Genomic DNA, 20342 nt, shown 5'->3' with positions numbered 1-20342 from the left:
AAATAAACATTCGCATATATATCCTCATTCTTATATAATGCTGGTAGAACATTTATCCTGTTTATAAGGACTCAATGATTCAATTGATAAAGGAGATCAAACTATGCTTAAAATATTTTCCACTCAGTTAAGCGGACTGTTCAAAGCCATTTCCCAAGATGAGTATGCAATAGAAGATGCGGCGCGACTTCTGGCACAAGCTGTCATTGGCGATGGCCATATTTATATACATGGTTTCAAAGAAATGAAAGGCGTTGTTTCGGAAGCCCTTGAAGGCATCGATTCTCTACCTCATTGTAAAGCAATGCCTGACATAGAACAAATATCAAGCGTTGATCGTGTGCTGCTTTTCACTCGTAATAACGATGATCCTGAAGCGGTTGCACTTGCTGAAAAACTCGAAGAACTAAATGTTCCATTTGTCGGTGTATCTACTGTTCTTGACGAAATGAAGAACGGTTTGCATGACTTAGCGCATATCCATATTAATCTCAATGTAAAACGTGGGCTTGTACCTACGGAAACAGGTGAACGCGTAGGTTTCCCTTCCCTGCTGGTAGCACTATTTACGTATCACGGCATTCATCTTACACTATCTGAACTGCTTGAAGAGATTGAGGAATAGTAAGAAAGTCCGTTACCGGTCCTTTTTCATTTTTGATTCTACTCCTTGAGCTTACTTCAATGAAAAAGGAGCCATGCGGGAACCGAAATGCGGAAGCGGCCTGCAAGTAAGGAACAGCGACTAAGAACGCTACGTCCGCATATCTTCGTCGCTGTGACTCTCGTCCTGAGAGCCTCCGACCAGCATAAGACGAATCATGCAGGAAATTGAAAATTTCCGGAGTCATTTGGCTTATGACCTCGAGCTGTCAAATTCATCACTTATCAGTCATGAATTTGACAAGATACTCAAGGGAGATTATCCAAGATGAAAACTGGCTGGCTGCTGCAGCTAGACAAGGCCTAAGACAAACTGCCCAAGAAACCCGGTTTTGGTTTCTTGGGTGGGATGGAGGAGAACATCGGTTAAGGGTGTCACGTCCTGTGACAACGCCGATGTGACCAACATCCTGTTGTCCTCCGAGCATGGCAGGTATAAGGTTAGACAGCTTTCCAAGTTCGAAAATATACGCTTTCTTATCTTTTTAAAAAAAGCTGCCTAAACATGGCAGCTTTTTTATCTATATCAATTATTTATTGTTTAGTGATGCTTCAATGAAGTCACGGAATAATGGTTGCGGTTTTGTCGGTCTAGAGATAAATTCCGGATGGAATTGGCTCGCTACAAACCATGGATGATCTTTCACTTCAACGATCTCCACCAGACGTCCGTCTAAGCTAGTTCCAGAGAAAACAAAGCCTTTGTCTTCCATCTCTTGACGGAAGTGGTTATTGAACTCATAGCGGTGACGGTGACGCTCGTACACAACCTCATCGTTATATGCTTCCATCGCCTTAGTGCCTTCGACTAATTTACATGGATACAGTCCAAGACGTAATGTTCCGCCTAAATCTTCTACATCTTTTTGTTCAGGAAGCAAGTCGATGATTGGGTATGGTGTATTCGGGTCAAGCTCTGAAGAATGTGCTCCTTCAAGACCTAATACGTTACGAGCATATTCAATTGTCGCTAATTGCATACCTAGGCAAATACCAAGGAACGGTACTTTGTTTTCGCGCGCATATTGAATAGCTGTGATTTTCCCTTCAACACCACGGTCACCGAATCCGCCGGGCACAAGAATACCGTCTGCATCTTTCAGCAATTCTTTTACGTTTTCCGGAGTTACTGTTTCAGAGTTAATCCAGTCAATATCGATATCTGCATCAAATGCATAACCAGCATGTTTTAATGCTTCTGCTACAGAAAGATACGCATCTTGAAGCTCTACATATTTACCTACTAAAGCAATTTTAGTTGTTTTAGATAAGTTCAATACTTTCTCTACAAGCTGTTTCCATTCTGTCATATCTGCTTCTTTGCAATCTAATTTCAAGTGATCGCAAACGATTTGATCTAAGTGCTGCTCTTGAAGAGCTAACGGTACAGAGTATAGCGTATCCGCATCACGGCACTCGATTACCGCATTTTTATCAATGTCGCAGAATAACGCGATTTTATCTTTCATGTCTTGAGAGATCGGCATTTCTGTACGTACAACGATAACGTTTGGCTGGATACCTAAGCTTCTCAACTCTTTTACACTATGCTGAGTCGGTTTTGTTTTCATTTCACCAGCAGCTTTAATGTAAGGCACTAATGTACAGTGCAAGTAAAGAACGTTTTCTTGGCCGATATCGCTTTTGATTTGGCGGATTGCTTCAAGGAATGGTAAAGATTCAATATCTCCGACTGTTCCGCCAATCTCTGTGATGACAACGTCTGCATTTGTTTCACTGCCGGCACGAAGCACGCGCTCTTTAATTTCATTCGTGATGTGCGGGATAACTTGAACTGTTCCGCCTAAGTAATCGCCGCGACGCTCTTTGCGAAGAACTGTAGAGTACACTCTTCCTGAAGTTACGTTGCTTAGCTTGCTTAAGTTAATATCAATAAAGCGCTCATAGTGACCTAAGTCAAGGTCAGTCTCAGCCCCATCATCAGTTACGAAAACTTCACCGTGTTGGTATGGACTCATTGTTCCCGGGTCCACGTTAATATACGGATCGAATTTTTGGATTGTTACGCTTAATCCTCTGTTTTTCAAAAGTCTTCCTAAAGATGCAGCTGTGATTCCTTTTCCTAGTGAAGATACTACGCCGCCTGTTACGAAAATATATTTAGTCACTTTTATTCCCCCTATTATTTATGTTTACTTAAAATTGCATGACAAAACTTCTTGTGTCTGATTAACATTGCTGAATGAAAGGGGTATGCTTTTTCTTCCATTATTGTTCAATTCTTTATGCGATAGACTCTTTATAGTTTTTGGCGCATAACGCTAAAGAATACGATAAATTTTTATAAAAAAACAAAAAACGCTCCCTACAATTAAGTAAGGGAGCGGCATATTTATCATTTCGTCCTTCTTTAAGGAGCCCAAAAATGATTCTACAAATTTCAGCTTCAAAAGTCAAGAGATTTACAAAAGCTCATCCTCTTCTTCTTCATCAAGTTCTTCTTCGTCGACGATTTCGAAATCATCTTCAATAAGTTCATCTTCGTCAAGATCTTCATCATCATCTTCATCCAAGTCAAGGATATCTTCTTCATCCACCAATAATTCTTCCTCTTCAGTATCATCGAATTCATCGATTTCATCCAAGTCAAGATCTTCGAAGTCTTCATCAACGACTTTTTTACCTTTCTTCTTCTTCGGCTTAACCGGATTGATCAGTTCATCTTCAACTTGATCGATTGGGTACCAATCTTTTAAGCCCCAGCGGTTTTCACCCACTGTATTGAAACGGCCGTCTACATTCAGATCCGTATAGAACTGTGCGATTTTTTGTTGAACCTCGATTGTTGATAACTCTTGCAGTTGAGCAATCTGTTGAACAAGGTCGCCAAATGCTACTGCTTGTTTGCTGTGGTTTTCTTGCATAATTTCATATGCAACTTCAATTAAGGACATTTCCTTGATTTCTTCTTGTGTATATTGATTTAAGCTCAATATCGGCACTTCCTTTCATATCAAAAAGCAAAATATGTACAATAATACTTTGCTAACATTTTCTATATACTATATTTCATTATAAACAATACAAATACCTTTATGCTAGTTCAAACTTTACCCACAAAATGTTTTCGCATACTCAATCTGTCATTTAGTTTTTTTCCACTCTCTTAATGCAAGAAAGACAGCGGCTACTGCCAGGATAAAATAACCTACTGCACCAAACTGTTTTTGATACAGAAACCGAAATAGAAATGCAAAGCTACAAATTGCTAAAACAATAATGATCGTCTTTATTTTCATAGCTCCAACTCCAAAAAACAATTTTACTCTAAGAATAACATTCTAACCTTAATCTGCACTTATTATAAAGTTTTTTTCAGAAGAAAAGAGGTTAGCCTAACTATACAATACTCAGGCAACCTCTACTACATTTATTTTGAAAGAAAAACCGGCACCGGTCCTTTTGATATGTCACATATTCAGAAACTTGCAGTCTTCTTCAGATGATGACCTTTTTTAAATAATTTACGAATCAAAAGGAGACATGCGGAAACCGAAAAGCGGAAGCGGCCCGTAAGTAGGAAAAACGACTAAGGACGTTACGTCTGCATATCTTCATCGCTATGACTCTCGTTCTGAAAGCCTCCGACCAGCATAAGACGAATCACTCCGGAAATTGAAAAATTCCCGGAGTGATTCGTCTATGACCTCGAGCTGTCGAATTCATCACTTATCAGTCATGAATTTGACAAGATACTCAAAGAAGATATTCTAAGAAAAAACTGGATGGTCGCTGGAGCTAGACATGGACTACGATAAATCGCCCATTGCAGGTGCAAGGTTAGACAGCTATCAAAGTTCAAAAATACATACTTTCTTTTTAATTACGCAATCACATATTCCGTCTGTACTGCCCGCCTACTTCATATAAGGCATGCGTAATTTGGCCCAGACTGGCTACGCGCACACAATCCATCAGTTCAGCAAAAATATTTTCTCCGTTAAGTGCTGCTTGCTTAAGTTTCGTCAAAGCTTGATCGACCTCATGTTTATGCTGTTCTTGGAAACGGCGCAACTGCAGGATTTGCCCTTCCTTCTCTTCATATGGGGCACGAGCCAGTTCCATATTGTTTACTTGTTCTTCTGAAGGAGGATTTGGGTTTAAATACGTATTTACGCCAATAATCGGCAGTTCTCCTGTATGTTTCTTCATCTCATAATGCATCGATTCATCTTGAATCTTTCCGCGCTGGTACTGTGTCTCCATCGCCCCCAGCACACCTCCGCGATCATCAATCCGCTCAAATTCGCGCAGAACAGCTTCTTCTACCAAGTCAGTCAGCTCCTCAATAATAAAGGCGCCTTGTAGCGGATTTTCGTTTTTAGTTAAGCCATGCTCTTTTGTGATTATCATCTGTATCGCCATAGCTCTTCGAACAGATTCCTCGGTAGGAGTTGTAATCGCTTCATCATAGGCATTTGTGTGCAGAGAGTTGCAGTTATCATGAAGAGCCATTAATGCCTGCAGTGTAGTACGGATGTCGTTAAAATCAATTTCTTGTGCATGAAGCGAACGTCCTGACGTTTGCACGTGGTACTTAAGCTTCTGACTACGCTCATTAGCACCATATTTATTTTTCATAACAGTTGCCCAGATACGGCGCGCAACTCGTCCAATCACGCTATATTCAGGGTCAAGCCCGTTAGAGAAAAAGAAAGAAAGGTTTGGTGCAAAATCATCGATATGCATACCACGACTCAAATAATATTCAACATACGTGAATCCATTAGATAATGTGAAAGCTAATTGGGAAATCGGATTCGCTCCAGCTTCCGCGATATGGTAGCCGGAAATTGATACAGAGTAATAGTTTCTTACCCTGTTTTGGATAAAGTATTCCTGAATATCCCCCATCATGCGCAAAGCAAATTCTGTTGAGAAAATGCATGTATTTTGGCCTTGGTCTTCTTTTAAAATATCAGCTTGAACAGTTCCACGTACTGTTTGCAGCGTGTAACTCTTCACTTCTTCGTACTCTTTTTCCGTAAGTGCTCTTCCAAGCTTTTCACTCTTTTTGTTGAGTTGCTGTTCAATAGCTGTATTTAAGAACATTGCCAATATGATAGGCGCAGGGCCATTAATGGTCATTGATACTGAGGTGGAAGGATGGCAAAGATCAAATCCAGCATATAATTTCCGCATATCATCTAGCGTACAGACATTGACGCCGCTTTCTCCGATTTTGCCGAATATATCAGGACGATAATCTGGATCTTCTCCGTAAAGCGTAACTGAGTCGAAGGCTGTACTGAGGCGTTTTGCATCGTCATCCTTTGATAAATAGTGGAATCTTCTGTTTGTTTTTTCCGGCGATCCTTCTCCGGCAAATTGCCTTTTTGGATCTTCTCCCTCGCGTTTAAATGGAAAAACTCCAGCAGTAAACGGGAAAGAACCCGGCACATTTTCTTTATACACCCATAATAAAATATCCCCGAAGTCTTTATATTTCGGTAATGAAATCTTCGGAATCATTAATCCTGATAGACTTTTCGTTTTTAAGCTAGTTTTGATTTCTTTGTCTCGAATAACGGTCACAAGTTCATCTTGGCTATATTTTTCTTTAAATTCATCCCATCTTTCTAGGATGTTCTTCGATTCTCCCGTCAGTTGCATCGCAATATCGTTGCGTATTTTTTTCAATGAGGCAATGAGCTGTTCATTTTGCTCTACTTTTGCTACTTCCTGCAATGTTCCTTCAATCTGATACAAACGACTAGCAATATCCGCTTGCTGTTCAGCCTTTATCTTGTATTGATGTACTGTATCAGCAATTTCTCTCAAGTAATAGCGGCGGTCATTCGGAATGATGACACTCTGCTTTTCTACTATACCTTCGTCAGAAAAAGATGTTGTCCACTGAACATTAGCAGTCTCATTCAACTTATTAATTAGTGCAGCAAACAATCTGTTTGTTCCTGTATCATTAAACTGGCTGGCAATCGTTCCGTAAACCGGCATCTCTGCATAGTCTCGGTCAAATAGTCCTCTATTGCGCTGATATTGCTTTTGCACCTGTCTAAGTGCATCTTCTGAGCCTTTTCTTTCAAATTTATTGATCACCACTAAGTCAGCGTAATCGAGCATGTCGATTTTTTCAAGCTGTGATGGCGCTCCGAATTCACTTGTCATGACATACATGGACAAATCGCACAACTCTGCAACAGCCGCATCACCTTGACCGATTCCGGATGTTTCTACTATTACCAAATCAAAGCTCGCTGCTTTCACAACCGCAATGGCATCTTTTAGTGCCAATGAAATTTCACTTCTTGAGGAACGAGTTGCCAAACTTCTCATATACACCCGATCTGAGAAAATTGCATTCATCCGTATCCGATCTCCTAATAAGGCGCCGCCTGTCTTTTGTTTCGTCGGATCTACCGATAAAATCGCGACACGTGTTCCGGGAATCTCACGAAGAAAGCGACGAATCAGCTCATCCGTCAAAGAACTTTTCCCAGCACCACCCGTTCCGGTAATCCCCACTACTGGAACTATCTTTGAGGTCTTCCTTATCTCGGATAAAAACGATGCACGGTCAACTTCTGGTTTATCCATTTCATTCTCAACTGCTGTAATCATTTTTGATACTGTTAGAAAGTCCCCGCTTGGCAAATGCTGAAGTAAACTGGAAACGTCAGAATGTGCCATTTGCTCTTCACATTCTTGAATCATGATATTAATCATGCCTTGCAAACCGTTTTGTCTACCATCCTCCGGAGAAAAAATACGGGCAATACCGTATTCATGCAGGTCGTTTATTTCTTTCGGAATGATGACTCCTCCGCCGCCTCCGTAAATACGAATGTGACCTGCTCCTTTTTCCTTAAGTAAATCATACATGTATTTAAAATATTCGACGTGCCCTCCCTGATATGATGAAACAGCAATACCTTGTACATCCTCTTGAATTGCAGCGTTTACAATTTCTTCAACCGAGCGGTTATGCCCTAAGTGAATTACCTCTGCTCCACTGCTTTGAAGAATTCTTCTCATAATGTTAATAGAGGCATCATGACCATCAAATAAACTCGATGCTGTAATGAATCGCAAATGTTTTTTCGCAGTATAAACATGTACCATATTCATCTCTTCCTCCCATTATCTCGCTTCTTTTTTAAGACTCATCATAATTAAGCTTGTTTGAATCTCAATATATTGCTCGAGCGTGTACAGTTTTTGCAATGCCCAGCGCCTGAAGCCCCACGCTTGACCTTGCACAAAGATATTATGGGCAACCATCTTGATTTGCTCATCTGCCAAATTCAGTTCCCCGTTGCTTTTGCATTTTAAGAGCAGCCGCTCAAACATGGCGACCATATCAATTTCCTTATTAAGTACGTACGGCAAAGCATCTTTTGAGAGTGACTTTGCCTCCTGGTACATAACAAGTACTTCATCCTGCATTTCATCGATAACTTTAAAGTAATTGGCAATGCCCGTTTTCAAGCTATCTATCGTCCCTTCAGCCTCTCCAAGCTCTTTCTCTAGCCGCTCTTTTACTTCATCATATATGCTATCACACACCAAATAGAGAACATCTTCTTTCGTGCGTATGTATTCATAAAGTGTACCGATACTAAAGCCGGATGCTTTGGCAATCTCCCTTGTTGTTGTGCGGTGGTAACCCTTCTCAGTAAAAAGTGTCACAGCACCTTTGATCATCTGGTTGCGCCTCGTTTTTATGAGGTGTTCATCCTTCACCGAAGCTTGCACTTCCTTTTTCTCCATTTTCTCACCTCACTTCATATGAGAATAGCCTTTGGAGATGCCATGTCAGATTTTTATCAAATTGAAATGGTAAAAATCTGAGACATTCTCCAAAGGCTGTTAAAGGTAATTAGTCTTTTGTGACCATTCTTGAAATGACCAGTTTCTGAATTTCTTGCGTTCCTTCATAAATTTGCGTGATTTTTGCATCTCTCATGTATCGCTCAACCGGATAATCTTTCGTATAGCCGTAACCACCGAAAATTTGTACAGCCTCTGTTGTTACCTTCATAGCTGTATCGCCGGCAAATAGTTTTGACATAGCTGATTCTTTTCCGTATGGTAATCCCTTCGATTCTAACCAAGCTGCTTGGTACGTTAATAGACGGGATGCCTCGACACTTGTCGCCATTTCAGCCAACTTAAAGCCAATCCCTTGTTGAGCAGCAATCGGTTTTCTAAACTGAACACGCTCTTTCGCATAATCAATAGCTGCATCAAGCGCTCCTTGTGCAATACCAACTGCTTGAGCAGCGATACCGTTTCTGCCACCATCTAAAGTCATCATGGCAATTTTGAAACCTTCTCCTTCTTGACCAAGAAGATTCTCTTTCGGAACTAGGCAATTGTCGAAAATGATTTCTGTTGTCGGCGATGAACGAATGCCCATCTTCTGTTCTTTCTTGCCGGTGCTAAAACCAGGAGTTGTACTTTCCACAATGAATGCGCTTGTTCCTTTCTTGGATTCCGGATCTGTCACTGCAAACACGACATAAATATCAGCTACGCCACCGTTTGTAATGAAAATTTTCGATCCATTCAGTACATAATGGTCACCCTCTAATCTAGCCGTTGTGCGCATTCCGCCGGCATCCGAGCCAGAACTTGGTTCCGTCAGGCCATAAGCGCCAATCTTTTCGCCTTGTGCCATCGGACGCAAGTATTTTTGTTTTTGCTCTTCTGTTCCGAATGTGTATATCGGCCAGCCAGCAAGCGACGTGTGGGCGGATAACGTAACACCCGTTGATGCGCAAACTCTTGAAAGCTCTTCAACCGCGATACAGTATGCCAAGTAATCGCTACCGATTCCGCCGTACTGTTCCGGCCAAGGAATACCTGTTAAGCCAAGCTCCGCCATCTTTTTGAAGATGTCGATATCAAAGCGCTCTTCTTCATCTCTTTCCGCAGCTGTCGGCGCTACTTCATTGCGTGCAAAATCTCTTACCATTTTACGAATCATTTCATGCTCTTCTGTTAAACGAAAGTTCATCCTAATCCCCATCCCTTTTTGAATTATTTAGTTAAATGTTTGCTGATGACTATTTTCTGTATCTCACTAGTTCCCTCGTATATTTCTGTGACCTTTGCATCCCTGAAGTATCGTTCAACAGGATATTCTTTTGTGTACCCATATCCTCCAAATACTTGAACAGCTTCAATCGCCACATCCATCGCTGTCTTTGAGGCGAACAATTTCGCCATTGAAGCTTCTTTACCACAAGGAATGCCTTGGTCGCGCATGAAGGCGGCACGATAAACGAGCAATCTTGCTGCTTCAATGTTTGTTGCCATTTCCGCTAATTTAAAAGCGATTCCCTGCTGTTTGCTTATCGGTTTTCCAAACTGAATACGTGCCTTGCTGTATGCAACTGCCTCTTCAAAGGCCCCTTCAGCAATTCCTAAACTTTGTGCCGCTATACCAATTCGCCCCGTATCTAAATTTGCCATAGCAATCTTGAAGCCTTCTCCTTCTTCCCCAAGCAAATTCTCTTTCGGAACTTTCATTTGATCAAAAGTAATCCCTACTGTACGAGAACCATTCATTCCCATTTTATTTTCATCTTTTCCAATGATCAGTCCCGGGGTATCCTTCTCTACGATGAACGCACTAATCCCTCTGCTTCCAAGCTCTGGGTTGGTCGCAGCAAATACAATATACACATCTGCTTCTCCGCCATTTGTAATAAATATCTTTGAACCGTTAATGAGGTAATGCTCTCCTTGCCGAACAGCGCGTGACTTTAAATTAGCTGCATCAGAACCAGAACTTGGCTCAGTTAAGCAAAAAGCGCCTAAATATTCACCCGAAGCAAGCCTTGGCACATATTTATTCTTTTGGGCTTCCGTTCCGAAATAAAGTATTGGGTTCGTACCAACTGATGTATGCACTGATAAGATAACACCTAAAGTTGGACTTACTTTTGACAGCTCATGAATAGCAATAATATAGGAAATCATATCCATTTCAGCACCACCGTATTTCGCTGGTACCGGAATACCCATCATGCCAAGCACACCCATTTGATCAAGCAGCTCTCGAGGGAACTCACCCTGTTCCATCCGTCCGACAAAGCCCTTCACTTCATTTTGAGCGAAACTTCTAACCATTTGACGCATCATTTGCTGCTCTTCACTCAGTTGCAGATTCATGTAAGCCTCCCCAGTTGATCCATTGACATTCAAAACTAATCTCGGCTTTTCAAAATCAGTTGTATTCATAGAACCCTTTACCTGACTTCTTGCCAAGCCATCCAGCTTTTACATACTTACGCAAAAGCGGACACGGGCGGTACTTATCATCACCGAAGCCTTCATGAAGCGTTTCCATAATATACAGACATGTATCTAAGCCAATGAAGTCGGCTAAAGTCAGCGGTCCCATCGGATGGTTCATCCCAAGCTTCATAACATTATCGATCGCTTCCTTAGAAGCAACTCCTTCATATAAAGCGTATATTGCTTCGTTGATCATCGGTAATAAAATACGATTTGCCACAAACCCTGGAAAATCGTTGACTTCAACCGGTGTTTTGCCGAGCGATTTTGACAGATCTTCAATCGTCTTATACACTTCATCTGTTGTTGCCAGCCCTCTAATAACTTCTACTAGTTTCATGACTGGAACAGGATTCATAAAGTGCATGCCAATCACCTTATCGGCTCTTGTTGTCACAGCAGCAATTTCAGTGATAGGTAACGATGAAGTATTCGTCGCCAATATCGTGTGCGGCTGTGCAATTTTGTCTAAATCAGAAAACAGTTTGCTTTTAATCTCCATGTTTTCAATGGCTGCTTCAATGACTAAGTCAACTTTAGCGGCATTCTGTAAATCTGTAGAAGGAGAGATATGAGATAAGATTTGCTCTTGCTGCTCCTGCGATAGTTTGCCTTTTTCTACTTGGCGAGATAAATTTTTCGCAATACTCGAAAGACCTCTTTGGACGAATTCTTCTTTTAAATCGTGCAAATAAACAGAGTAGCCCGATGCAGCAAATACTTGAGCAATCCCAGAACCCATTTGCCCTGCACCAATGACCATTACTTGTGATATTGTCATTTCATCATCCTCCTCTATATTCCTAGACTCTTGGAACCTCAATCATAATGGCATCGCCTTGACCACCACCGCTACATATTGCAGCAATACCTATGCCACCGCCTCTTCTCTTCAGCTCATACATAAGTGTCAAAATGATGCGCGTGCCACTTGCACCAATTGGATGACCAAGAGCGACGGCACCACCGTTCACGTTAACTTTGTCAGGATCAATACCGGCAATTTTTATGCTGGCAAGTGCCACTGCCGCAAAAGCTTCATTTATTTCAAATAAATCAATATCTTCAACTGTTTTACCTGTTTTCTCTAGTAATTTATTAATTACTAATCCTGGCGTTTTCGGAAAATCCTTTGATTCAATCGCAAGTTCTGCATGCCCAAGAATAAAAGCTAGTGGCGTGAGCCCATCACGATTTGCCTTCTCTTCGCTTACAAGAACAAGCGCAGCTGCTCCGTCATTTATACCCGGTGCATTTCCAGCTGTGATTGTTCCAGGACCAAACGCTGGTTTTAATGATGCTAGTTTCTCAATTGTTGTGTCTTTTCGCGGCGATTCATCATTAGCGATAACAATCGGTTGCCCCTTCCTTTGTGGTACCTCAATTGCTACGATCTCCTCCGCTAATTTGCCAGATTCTATCGCTTCAATCGCTAAACGATGACTTCGATAAGACCACTCATCTTGCATTTCTCTACTGAGGTCATATTCCTCTGCCGTGCCATTTCCAAAAGCGCCCATTGATGCCCCCGTGAAACTGCATGTCAGACCATCGTATTGCATTAAATCAAGCACATTAGAAGAGCCCATGCGCATGCCCCATCTGGCATCCGGAAGAATATACGGTGCATTACTCATCGATTCCATCCCGCCAGCAACAATAACGTCTTCTTCACCAGCTCTAATAAATAAGTCTGCTAATGTTACGCTCCTCATACCCGATGCACACACTTTGTTGATGGTCTCTGTTTTGACATCCCAAGGCAAATCAGCTTTCCTTGAGGCTTGTCGTGAAGGGATTTGTCCTTGTCCCCCTTGAAGGACAGTTCCCATAATGACTTCGCCTACTTGAGATGCTTCCATCCCCGCTCGCTTCAATGCTTCTTTAATGGCGATACCGCCAAGATCAGAAGCTGAAAGTGTCCGTAAACTTCCTCCTAATTTGCCGATTGGCGTTCTAGTACCGCCAACGATTACTGTTTTCCCCATATCCCTCACCCCTTCTATTAGACTGAATATTCTGACCTAAAAGTTGACAAGTGGTTGACCGAACGCTCGCTCAACTCTCTTTCAATATGAAGGGGTGCCTTGTATTTGCACCCCTTATATTACATTTTAGTCGCTTACAGAAGCATTTTGAAAAAACCAAATTTTCTCAATTCAATTTTACAACTAACTGTATAAAAAATACAATACTTTTATTTTTTTACATTTTAGGATGCTTCTTGGACAACTTCACCTACAACCGCTCTCTCTAGAATCTCTGCTACATCGTATGTCTGTACAGCTTCTTCCACTTCTTTCGCCTTCGTACCATCTGACAGCATCGTCAAGCAATACGGACATCCAGAACTAATGACGGATGGACTAACTAAAAGCGCTTGCTCCGTTCTAGCTACGTTAATACGGTGACCTGTCTCTTCTTCCATCCACATTAAACCACCACCGGCTCCACAGCACATACCTGTTTCACGGTTTCTTTCCATCTCCACTAACTTGACGCCAGCAATAGATTTCAAAATCTCTCTTGGTGGATCGTATACTTCATTGTAACGACCTAAGTAACAAGAATCATGGAACGTAATTGTTTCATTAACTTCATATTTAGGCTCTAATCTGCCTTCTCTCACCAGTTGTGCCAACAATTCTGTATGATGGTACACTTCTGCTTCTAGACCGAAATCCGGATATTCATTTTTGAAAATATTGTAGGCATGAGGATCAATCGTGACGATTTTCTTCACTTCCGCTTTTTCAAACTCTGCGATATTATTGGCAGCCAACTCCTGGAAGACAAACTCATTGCCAAGACGTCTTGCTGTATCGCCTGAGTTCTTTTCTTTATTGCCGAGAATCGCGAATTTGACTCCTGCTTCATTAAGTAGCTTCGCAAAAGATAACGCAATCTTCTGACTTCTATTATCATATGAGCCCATCGAACCAACCCAGAATAAATACTCAAATTCTTCTCCAGCTTTGTTCATCTCTTTCACAGTCGGAATTGTGACATCCGAGCGTAATTCGCGCCAGCTTTCACGTTCTTTTCGGTTAAGACCCCAAGGATTTCCTTGTCGTTCGATGTTTTGCATCGCACGTTGCGCATCTGGGTCCATTTTCCCTTCCGTTAATACTAAGTAACGGCGCAAATCAATAATTTTATCAACATGCTCATTCATTACCGGACACTGATCTTCACAGTTACGGCAAGTCGTACATGCCCAAATCTCCTCTTCTGTAATAACTTCCCCGATCAAGCTAGGATTGTATAAAGATGATGCCGCTTGTTCCTCCACACCTTGACCTGACGCAGCCAAAGCCAACTGATTGCCTTTCGAGTTCGAGAAGATAAATCCAGGAACCCATGGCTGCTGCTTCGTAACTACCGCACCTTTTTCAGTCAGATGGTCACGAAGTTTTAAGATTAAATCCATCGGTGAAAGCATTTTGCCTGTTCCCGTTGCCGGACACATATTTGTACAGCGTCCGCATTCAACACAGGCATATAAATCAATAAGCTGTGTTTGCGTGAAATCTTCAATTTTGCCTACACCAAATGATTCTTGTGTTTCATCTTCAAAATCAACTTTCAAAAGCTTCCCAGGATTCGAAAGTCTGTGGAAGTATACATTCACTGGCCCTGCAATTAAATGCGCATGCTTCGACTGCGGCACATATACAAGGAATGTAAATAATATCAGCGTGTGAACCCACCAAGAAATATAGAAAAGAACAATCGCAGCAGTTTCACCGATTCCTCCGAACAGAAGCGCCACTCCGGAAGCGACTGGCTCAAAAACAGTTGCTTCATGTCCATGCCAAATCATCGCCATACCATTACCGAATAATACCGATAGCATCAAACCACCGATGAAGATGAGAACTAATCCTGATTTGAAGCCTCTTTTCAAACGGACAAGTTTTTCGATATAACGTCTGTAAAATGCCCAGAAAACTGCGACTAAGATAATGAAGGTGACAATTTCCTGGAATAAAGTGAATGCCGGATACAATGGTCCAAACGGTAAATGCGCACCCGGATAAATCCCTTTAATGATGAAATCAATCGCTCCAAATTGTACAAGAATAAAGCCGTAGAAAAACATGACATGCATGATGCCACTCTTCTTATCTTTCAATAATTTCTTTTGTCCAAAGACATTTTCCCAAAGTAGGCCGAGTCTTTCTTTCACTTTGTTATCGAACTCAACCTTCTTCCCAAGCTTGATGTAACTGATTCTTGTTCTGATTAAATATACGAATAAACTAAGTGCGTATATTGTCACTAATAGAAATGCTATTAAGTTGACCCACAATAATCCGTCCATCCTATTCACCCTCCCCCTATTTGCAAAAAAATTATGTGAATACCCATCTCATTATGAATATTTTGGGTATTCTATCATTTTCTGTTATTTATATTGTAATTATGAATGAGTATTCAGTCAACAAGATAATATTTTTCTGGTAGCGTATACATAAACCGTTTTTATTGAAGAACCATATAAAGAGGATTCATTTTGTGTAAAGGAGCTTTGGTTCATGAAAGCAATTATTGCCGTTAGCATTATCATCTTGTTAATTCTATGGCTGTCTGCAGATTTTTACATTGGCCGGAAAAAACATAGAGCGACAGTGAAGAATGTGAAGTTTCCGGAGAGGCAGAGTGATTTTGATCTTTTTACAAAAGGAAAAGCTTTGACCAATCAGTTTTTTCACGACCTGCAAAAAGCAAAACAGTACATCCATATTCAATTCTTCATCGTCAAAAATGATAAAATCAGCATCCAGCTTGCCGATTTACTCCGAAAAAAGGCAGAGCAAGGTGTGGAAGTGCGTCTTCTACTCGATTGGGCAGGAAGTTCTTCTTTTCCTGTCAATGTTCGTGATGACTTAAAGAAAAGCGGAGCCAAATTTTTCTACAGTTCCAAGCCAAAATGGCCTTTTCTTTTCTACAGTCTCCAAAGACGAAATCACCGCAAGATTTCTGTAATCGACGGACAAATCGGCTATATCGGCGGTTTTAATATCGGTAAGGAATACATAGATGGCGACAAGAAGTTAACCCCGTGGCATGACTACCATCTGCGTCTTAAAGGGGAAGGTGTTCAAGACTTAGAACGTGTCTTTTTAGAGGATTGGCGCTTAGCGACCGGCGAAGATGTACAATATGAGGACGTCTTTATTACTCCATCCTTTAAGGGACAAGCTTTACATCGTTTTTTTCATTCGGATGGCGCTTTTTTAGAAGAGGAATACGTTGCTTTATTTCAGCAGGCAAAAAAAAACATCACCATTGCCTCTCCTTATTTCATTCCAACTTATAAACTGGTGCAGGAATTGATAAATTGCCTGCGACGCGGGATTTCTGTGACTATCATTGTGCCTTTTAGTTCCGACCACTTTCTCGTCAAAGAGGCCTCCTTTCCGTCCTTTCGTGAGCTGATTTCAGCCGGAGCGCAAGTATATCAGTACCAGAAAGGTTTTTTTCACGGCAAGTATATGATGATTGATCAAACTTTCGCAGATATCGGGACAGCCAACTTTGATAAACGCAGCTTTTACCTCAACAGCGAGATAAACTGCTACATATATGATCAGCATTTCATTCAAAATATGTCTAAGGAAATACATAAGGATATCGAAAACAGCCGGCTTCTTTCGCTAGACGATTTGAAAAGTACTGGCATATGGAGCAAAACAAAAGAATGGATAGCCATCCGTCTTTCATACTTTTTATAGAGAAAAAACGCACCGGAGCTTGTGAGAAAGGAGGAGCATATGAAAATAAGGCTTGGCTATGTTTCAACTGCCATTACATTATTTAACGCATCACCGTCAAAAACAATGACATTCAAAACTTATTCACAGTTGTCAAGGGAAGAACGAAAAGAAAAGCTACTGGCTATTACAGCCCAAAATCTTGCTAATACGATGAGAACTTTGTATTACAATGCTGCCCATGAAATTGAGCTGTATCGGCTATCCAGCTCAATTGTACCTTTAGCTACACACCCTGAAATCATGTGGGATTTTGTCTCGCCGTTTCAAAAAGAATGGTCGGAACTCGGTCAGTTTATTAAAAAAATGAAAATGCGCGTGAGCTTTCACCCTAATCAATTTACGTTGTTTACAAGTCCACGCGAAGAAGTGACAACCAGCGCAGTCGGGGATATGGCTTTTCACTATCAGATGTTTGAGGCGATGGGTGTAGAGAAGGATTCTTATATCAATATCCACATTGGCGGCGCCTATGGGAATAAAGCTGAGACCATTAAACGCTTCCATAAGCAATTGAAACAGCTTCCTTCTGACATTAAGGTACAAATGACTTTAGAGAATGATGATAAAACGTATAATACCTCTGAAACATTAAAGGCATGCGAGCAAGAGAGCATTCCATTCGTCTTTGACTATCATCATCATATGGCCAATCTTTGCGAGGAACCGTTAGATGAGCTGATGCCGCGGATTTTTGCTACGTGGGATCGAACCGGGCTGCCCCCGAAAATACATATCTCATCTCCCAAGTCAGAGAAAACCTTTCGTTCTCATGCTGATTTTGTCGATGTTGAATTTCTCTCTCCCCTTCTGAAGCTTCTAAAAGAAATGAAGAGAGATGCTGATTTTATGATTGAAGCAAAAAGCAAAGACCAGGCGATGCTTCAATTGGTTGGCGATTTAGCAAAAATTCGTGGAGTAAAGCAAATAAGCGGCGCTTCACTATTAGTAAAATAAAAAGAGGTTTGCCGGAAGAATACCCTCCAGGCAAACCTCTTTATTTCTTCTACAAAAGGACCGGTGTCGGTTTTTCGTATTGTCTAACCTTTCACCTGCCATGCTCGGGCCTAAGCTGCCTCCCCCAAGAAACCAAAATCGGGTTTCTCGTGTGATTCATCTTAGTCCTGCCGCATGGCTCCTTTTTCATTGTAGAAATATCAAGGAGTCAATCCAAAATGAAAAAGGACTGGTGTCGGTTTTTCTTGCACTATAGGAAAATAAATTGGCAACGTGGCAGAAAATTCGATGTAGTCACCAAATCACAACTAGACCTTTGCCTGCGCCTTGTCAGGCTTGCCAAAGGCAAGTTCTCTTTATTACATCTTCTCTGGTGCAGATACGCCGATCAATGTCAGAGCATTACGAAGTGTGATGCCAACAGCTTGAATAAGTGCTAGTCTTGCTTTTGTGCGTTCGATATTTTCTTTATCCAAAACTTTTTCCGCATTGTAGAAGCTATGGAATGTTGAAGCCAAATCGAAAATATAGTTTGTCACGCGATGAGGAAGGCGTTTCTTCGCTGCTTCTGCTACTGCAAGCGGGAATTCACCCAACTTCTTCAGCACTTCATACTCTTTTTCTGTCGTAATTTGCTTCAAGTCATAGTTTTTACCGATTTCAATGCCAAGCTCTTGTCCGGAACGAAGGATACTGCAAATACGGGCATGTGCGTATTGCGCATAGTATACAGGGTTTTCATTCGATTGTGAAACCGCTAAGTCCAAATCGAAGTCAAGGTGTGTATCAGCACTTCTCATCGCGAAGAAATAACGCGTAGCGTCAAGACCAACTTCTTCTACAAGATCACGCATCGTTACAGCTTTCCCTGTACGTTTACTCATCTTCATTTTTTCGCCGTCTTTAAACAAGTGAACAAGTTGGATGATTTCTACTTCCAATTGCTCTCTGTCGTGTCCTAGCGCTTCGATTGCCGCCTTCATACGAGGAATGTAGCCGTGGTGATCTGCTCCCCAAATGTTGATCAGTTGCTCAAATCCACGCTCCAACTTATCACGGTGGTAAGCGATATCCGGCAATAAGTAAGTATAAGAGCCGTCTTGTTTGATCAATACACGGTCTTTGTCATCGCCAAGCTCTGTTGAGCGGAACCACGTTGCGCCGTCCTGCTCATAAATATGGCCGCGTGCTTTTAATTCTGCAATCGCATCGTCAATTTTGCCGTTTTCATATAAAGAAGTCTCGGAGTACCAAACGTCGAATGGCACACGGAAATCTTCAAGATCGGCTTTCAATTTTGCCATTTCATATTTCAGACCGTACTCACGGAAAAACTTGAAGCGTTCTTCTTTGCTTTCGTTCACAAAACGATCGCCATATTCTTCAGCAAGTTTTTGACCGATTCCTACGATATCTTGACCATGATAACCGTCTTCCGGCATAGGGAAGTCTTGTCCAAGCGCCTGGAAATAACGAGCTTCTACAGAGTAAGCCAAGTTATTGATTTGGTTTCCGGCATCATTGATGTAGTATTCTCTTGATACATCATAGCCTGCTTTTTCTAAAATGTTGCAAAGCGAGTCACCGACAGCCGCTCCGCGGGCATGTCCAAGGTGAAGGTCACCAGTCGGGTTAGCAGAAACGAATTCCACCTGAATCTTTTGATGGTTTCCTACTGTGCTTTCTCCGTACTTTTCATCCGCTTCTAAAATTGTTGGGATTAATTGTGTTACATAGGCGTTATCCATGAAGAAATTGATGAATCCCGGTCCAGCAATCTCCATCTTTTCAATAGATGCCTTTGATTGATCAAAGTTTTCAATGATTTGCTCTGCAATCATTCTCGGTGCCTTCTTTGCCACTCTCGCTAATTGCATCGCCATATTCGTTGAATAGTCGCCATGAGATTTATCCTTCGGTGTTTCTAAAATTACTTGCGGCATTTCTTCAGGGCTTGCAAGACCTGCTTTTTGCACGGCATCCGCAATTTCTTGTTTTAATTTATCTTGAACTTGTTCTACGATATTCATTATTTTGCTTCCTCCTTATAATGGATTTCCATTTTATATCGGCCAATGTCATTACCATTCATATTCAAATCATACGTCAGAAGCATATTACCTTCCTTCGCGCCTTCATTATATGTATGGTCCATGCTTTTTGTAGTAGTCAGCATCTGCATAACGCCGTATGGGCTTTCATACGTTCCGACTGTCATCAGGTCTTTTATAAAGCGCTGACGCATCTTCATCTTTCCGGTTCGCATAATATACACTTCTTCCGGAGCCCATTTAAGAATAGTATGGACATTTTCCATATCATTGTGCACTTCATCGTAGCGTAAATACCACGTTCCGTTTTTATTTTGCAATGTACCGAAAGTCAGAAGTTCATACGTTTCTTCTGCTTCCCCATTGGATATCGTTGTATTCAGTTGGATTGTGACTGATTTTATATGTGACATTATTATCGCCTTTCTATTAAAAAGGTTTTCCTTCTTCAACTTTCATAAGTATAAAGATTCTTGTATGAAGTTTCAACTATCTGCATGTTTTCAACCGTAAAGAGTCTGCCCGTATTGAAACTTCTTTTTCAGCAGACTTGGCCATATTATTTAGTAGCATGTTTAAAACGAGTCTTTTCATTTAATACTGATAA

The 20342-nt window shown here is 41.3% G+C and carries 16 protein-coding genes; 4 read left to right on the top strand and 12 right to left on the bottom strand.

Annotation, left to right across the window (positions count from 1 at the left end):
- The first annotated feature begins 103 nt into the window (after positions 1 to 103).
- Both IEO70_RS01670 and IEO70_RS01665 read left to right on the top strand, forming a co-directional pair.
- Positions 104 to 625: a DUF2529 domain-containing protein gene (locus IEO70_RS01670; protein ID WP_190996619.1), complete on the top strand. Its 522-nt coding sequence runs from the start codon at positions 104 to 106 to the stop codon at positions 623 to 625.
- Positions 626 to 858: 233 nt separating this feature from the next.
- Complete coding sequence (locus tag IEO70_RS01665) at positions 859 to 1065, top strand: hypothetical protein (RefSeq protein ID WP_190996618.1); 207 nt, start codon at positions 859 to 861, stop codon at positions 1063 to 1065.
- A 128-nt stretch (positions 1066 to 1193) separates the two neighbouring features.
- Here the strand turns inward: IEO70_RS01665 and IEO70_RS01660 are convergent, their stop codons facing one another.
- From IEO70_RS01660 to IEO70_RS01615, 10 genes are all read right to left on the bottom strand, one after another.
- Positions 1194 to 2792, bottom strand: a complete 1599-nt coding sequence (locus IEO70_RS01660) for a CTP synthase (RefSeq protein WP_190996617.1) — start codon at positions 2790 to 2792, stop codon at positions 1194 to 1196.
- 294 nt (positions 2793 to 3086) lie between these two features.
- Entirely contained in the window at positions 3087 to 3626 is a 540-nt protein-coding gene (gene rpoE, locus IEO70_RS01655; RefSeq protein ID WP_328820845.1) for a DNA-directed RNA polymerase subunit delta, read from the bottom strand.
- Positions 3627 to 3767: 141 nt separating this feature from the next.
- Positions 3768 to 3923, bottom strand: a complete 156-nt coding sequence (locus tag IEO70_RS01650; protein ID WP_190996615.1) for a hypothetical protein — start codon at positions 3921 to 3923, stop codon at positions 3768 to 3770.
- Positions 3924 to 4515: 592 nt separating this feature from the next.
- Positions 4516 to 7767 (bottom strand): fused isobutyryl-CoA mutase/GTPase IcmF, encoded by a 3252-nt coding sequence (gene icmF, locus IEO70_RS01645; RefSeq protein WP_190996648.1) that lies wholly within the window; start codon positions 7765 to 7767, stop codon positions 4516 to 4518.
- Positions 7768 to 7785: 18 nt separating this feature from the next.
- Complete coding sequence (locus IEO70_RS01640; RefSeq protein ID WP_190996614.1) at positions 7786 to 8415, bottom strand: TetR/AcrR family transcriptional regulator; 630 nt, start codon at positions 8413 to 8415, stop codon at positions 7786 to 7788.
- Positions 8416 to 8524: 109 nt separating this feature from the next.
- Positions 8525 to 9664: an acyl-CoA dehydrogenase gene (locus IEO70_RS01635; protein WP_190996613.1), complete on the bottom strand. Its 1140-nt coding sequence runs from the start codon at positions 9662 to 9664 to the stop codon at positions 8525 to 8527.
- 23 nt (positions 9665 to 9687) lie between these two features.
- Positions 9688 to 10824 carry an acyl-CoA dehydrogenase gene (locus IEO70_RS01630; RefSeq protein WP_190996612.1) on the bottom strand — a complete coding sequence of 379 codons (1137 nt, stop codon included), beginning with the start codon at positions 10822 to 10824 and terminating at the stop codon, positions 9688 to 9690.
- A 55-nt stretch (positions 10825 to 10879) separates the two neighbouring features.
- Complete coding sequence (locus IEO70_RS01625; RefSeq protein ID WP_190996611.1) at positions 10880 to 11731, bottom strand: 3-hydroxybutyryl-CoA dehydrogenase; 852 nt, start codon at positions 11729 to 11731, stop codon at positions 10880 to 10882.
- 22 nt (positions 11732 to 11753) lie between these two features.
- Positions 11754 to 12938: an acetyl-CoA C-acetyltransferase gene (locus IEO70_RS01620; protein ID WP_190996610.1), complete on the bottom strand. Its 1185-nt coding sequence runs from the start codon at positions 12936 to 12938 to the stop codon at positions 11754 to 11756.
- Between the two features lie 224 nt (positions 12939 to 13162).
- Complete coding sequence (locus tag IEO70_RS01615) at positions 13163 to 15274, bottom strand: heterodisulfide reductase-related iron-sulfur binding cluster (RefSeq protein WP_190996609.1); 2112 nt, start codon at positions 15272 to 15274, stop codon at positions 13163 to 13165.
- Positions 15275 to 15488: 214 nt separating this feature from the next.
- On the opposite strand from IEO70_RS01615, the gene cls reads away from it, so the two are divergent.
- A complete protein-coding gene (gene cls, locus IEO70_RS01610) occupies positions 15489 to 16688 on the top strand; it encodes a cardiolipin synthase (protein ID WP_190996608.1) in 1200 nt (399 codons plus the stop codon).
- 39 nt (positions 16689 to 16727) lie between these two features.
- Positions 16728 to 17684: a UV DNA damage repair endonuclease UvsE gene (uvsE, locus tag IEO70_RS01605; protein ID WP_190996607.1), complete on the top strand. Its 957-nt coding sequence runs from the start codon at positions 16728 to 16730 to the stop codon at positions 17682 to 17684.
- Positions 17685 to 18043: 359 nt separating this feature from the next.
- Here uvsE and argS read toward each other — a convergent pair whose 3' ends face one another.
- Positions 18044 to 19714 carry an arginine--tRNA ligase gene (gene argS / locus IEO70_RS01600; protein WP_190996606.1) on the bottom strand — a complete coding sequence of 557 codons (1671 nt, stop codon included), beginning with the start codon at positions 19712 to 19714 and terminating at the stop codon, positions 18044 to 18046.
- Positions 19714 to 20148, bottom strand: a complete 435-nt coding sequence (locus tag IEO70_RS01595; RefSeq protein WP_190996605.1) for a DUF1934 domain-containing protein — start codon at positions 20146 to 20148, stop codon at positions 19714 to 19716. Before IEO70_RS01595 ends, argS begins: the two co-directional genes overlap by 1 nt.
- Between the last annotated feature and the right edge of the window lie 194 nt (positions 20149 to 20342).

Source organism: Peribacillus faecalis, from assembly GCF_014712675.1.
In the GTDB taxonomy this organism is placed as follows: Bacteria; Bacillota; Bacilli; order Bacillales; family DSM-1321; genus Bacillus_AD; species Bacillus_AD faecalis.
This window is presented reverse-complemented; position numbering and strand designations above follow the sequence as displayed.

What these genes read in the sequence shown, in the direction of transcription:
- IEO70_RS01670 (WP_190996619.1), top strand. Translation starts at nt 104, where the DNA reads ATGCTTAAAATATTTTCCACTCAGTTAAGCGGACTGTTCAAAGCCATT.
- IEO70_RS01665 (WP_190996618.1), top strand. Translation starts at nt 859, where the DNA reads ATGACCTCGAGCTGTCAAATTCATCACTTATCAGTCATGAATTTGACA.
- IEO70_RS01650 (WP_190996615.1), bottom strand. Translation starts at nt 3,923, where the DNA reads ATGAAAATAAAGACGATCATTATTGTTTTAGCAATTTGTAGCTTTGCA.
- icmF (WP_190996648.1), bottom strand. Translation starts at nt 7,767, where the DNA reads ATGGTACATGTTTATACTGCGAAAAAACATTTGCGATTCATTACAGCA.
- IEO70_RS01640 (WP_190996614.1), bottom strand. Translation starts at nt 8,415, where the DNA reads ATGGAGAAAAAGGAAGTGCAAGCTTCGGTGAAGGATGAACACCTCATA.
- IEO70_RS01635 (WP_190996613.1), bottom strand. Translation starts at nt 9,664, where the DNA reads ATGAACTTTCGTTTAACAGAAGAGCATGAAATGATTCGTAAAATGGTA.
- IEO70_RS01630 (WP_190996612.1), bottom strand. Translation starts at nt 10,824, where the DNA reads ATGAATCTGCAACTGAGTGAAGAGCAGCAAATGATGCGTCAAATGGTT.
- IEO70_RS01625 (WP_190996611.1), bottom strand. Translation starts at nt 11,731, where the DNA reads ATGACAATATCACAAGTAATGGTCATTGGTGCAGGGCAAATGGGTTCT.
- IEO70_RS01620 (WP_190996610.1), bottom strand. Translation starts at nt 12,938, where the DNA reads ATGGGGAAAACAGTAATCGTTGGCGGTACTAGAACGCCAATCGGCAAA.
- IEO70_RS01615 (WP_190996609.1), bottom strand. Translation starts at nt 15,274, where the DNA reads ATGGACGGATTATTGTGGGTCAACTTAATAGCATTTCTATTAGTGACA.
- cls (WP_190996608.1), top strand. Translation starts at nt 15,489, where the DNA reads ATGAAAGCAATTATTGCCGTTAGCATTATCATCTTGTTAATTCTATGG.
- uvsE (WP_190996607.1), top strand. Translation starts at nt 16,728, where the DNA reads ATGAAAATAAGGCTTGGCTATGTTTCAACTGCCATTACATTATTTAAC.
- argS (WP_190996606.1), bottom strand. Translation starts at nt 19,714, where the DNA reads ATGAATATCGTAGAACAAGTTCAAGATAAATTAAAACAAGAAATTGCG.
- IEO70_RS01595 (WP_190996605.1), bottom strand. Translation starts at nt 20,148, where the DNA reads ATGTCACATATAAAATCAGTCACAATCCAACTGAATACAACGATATCC.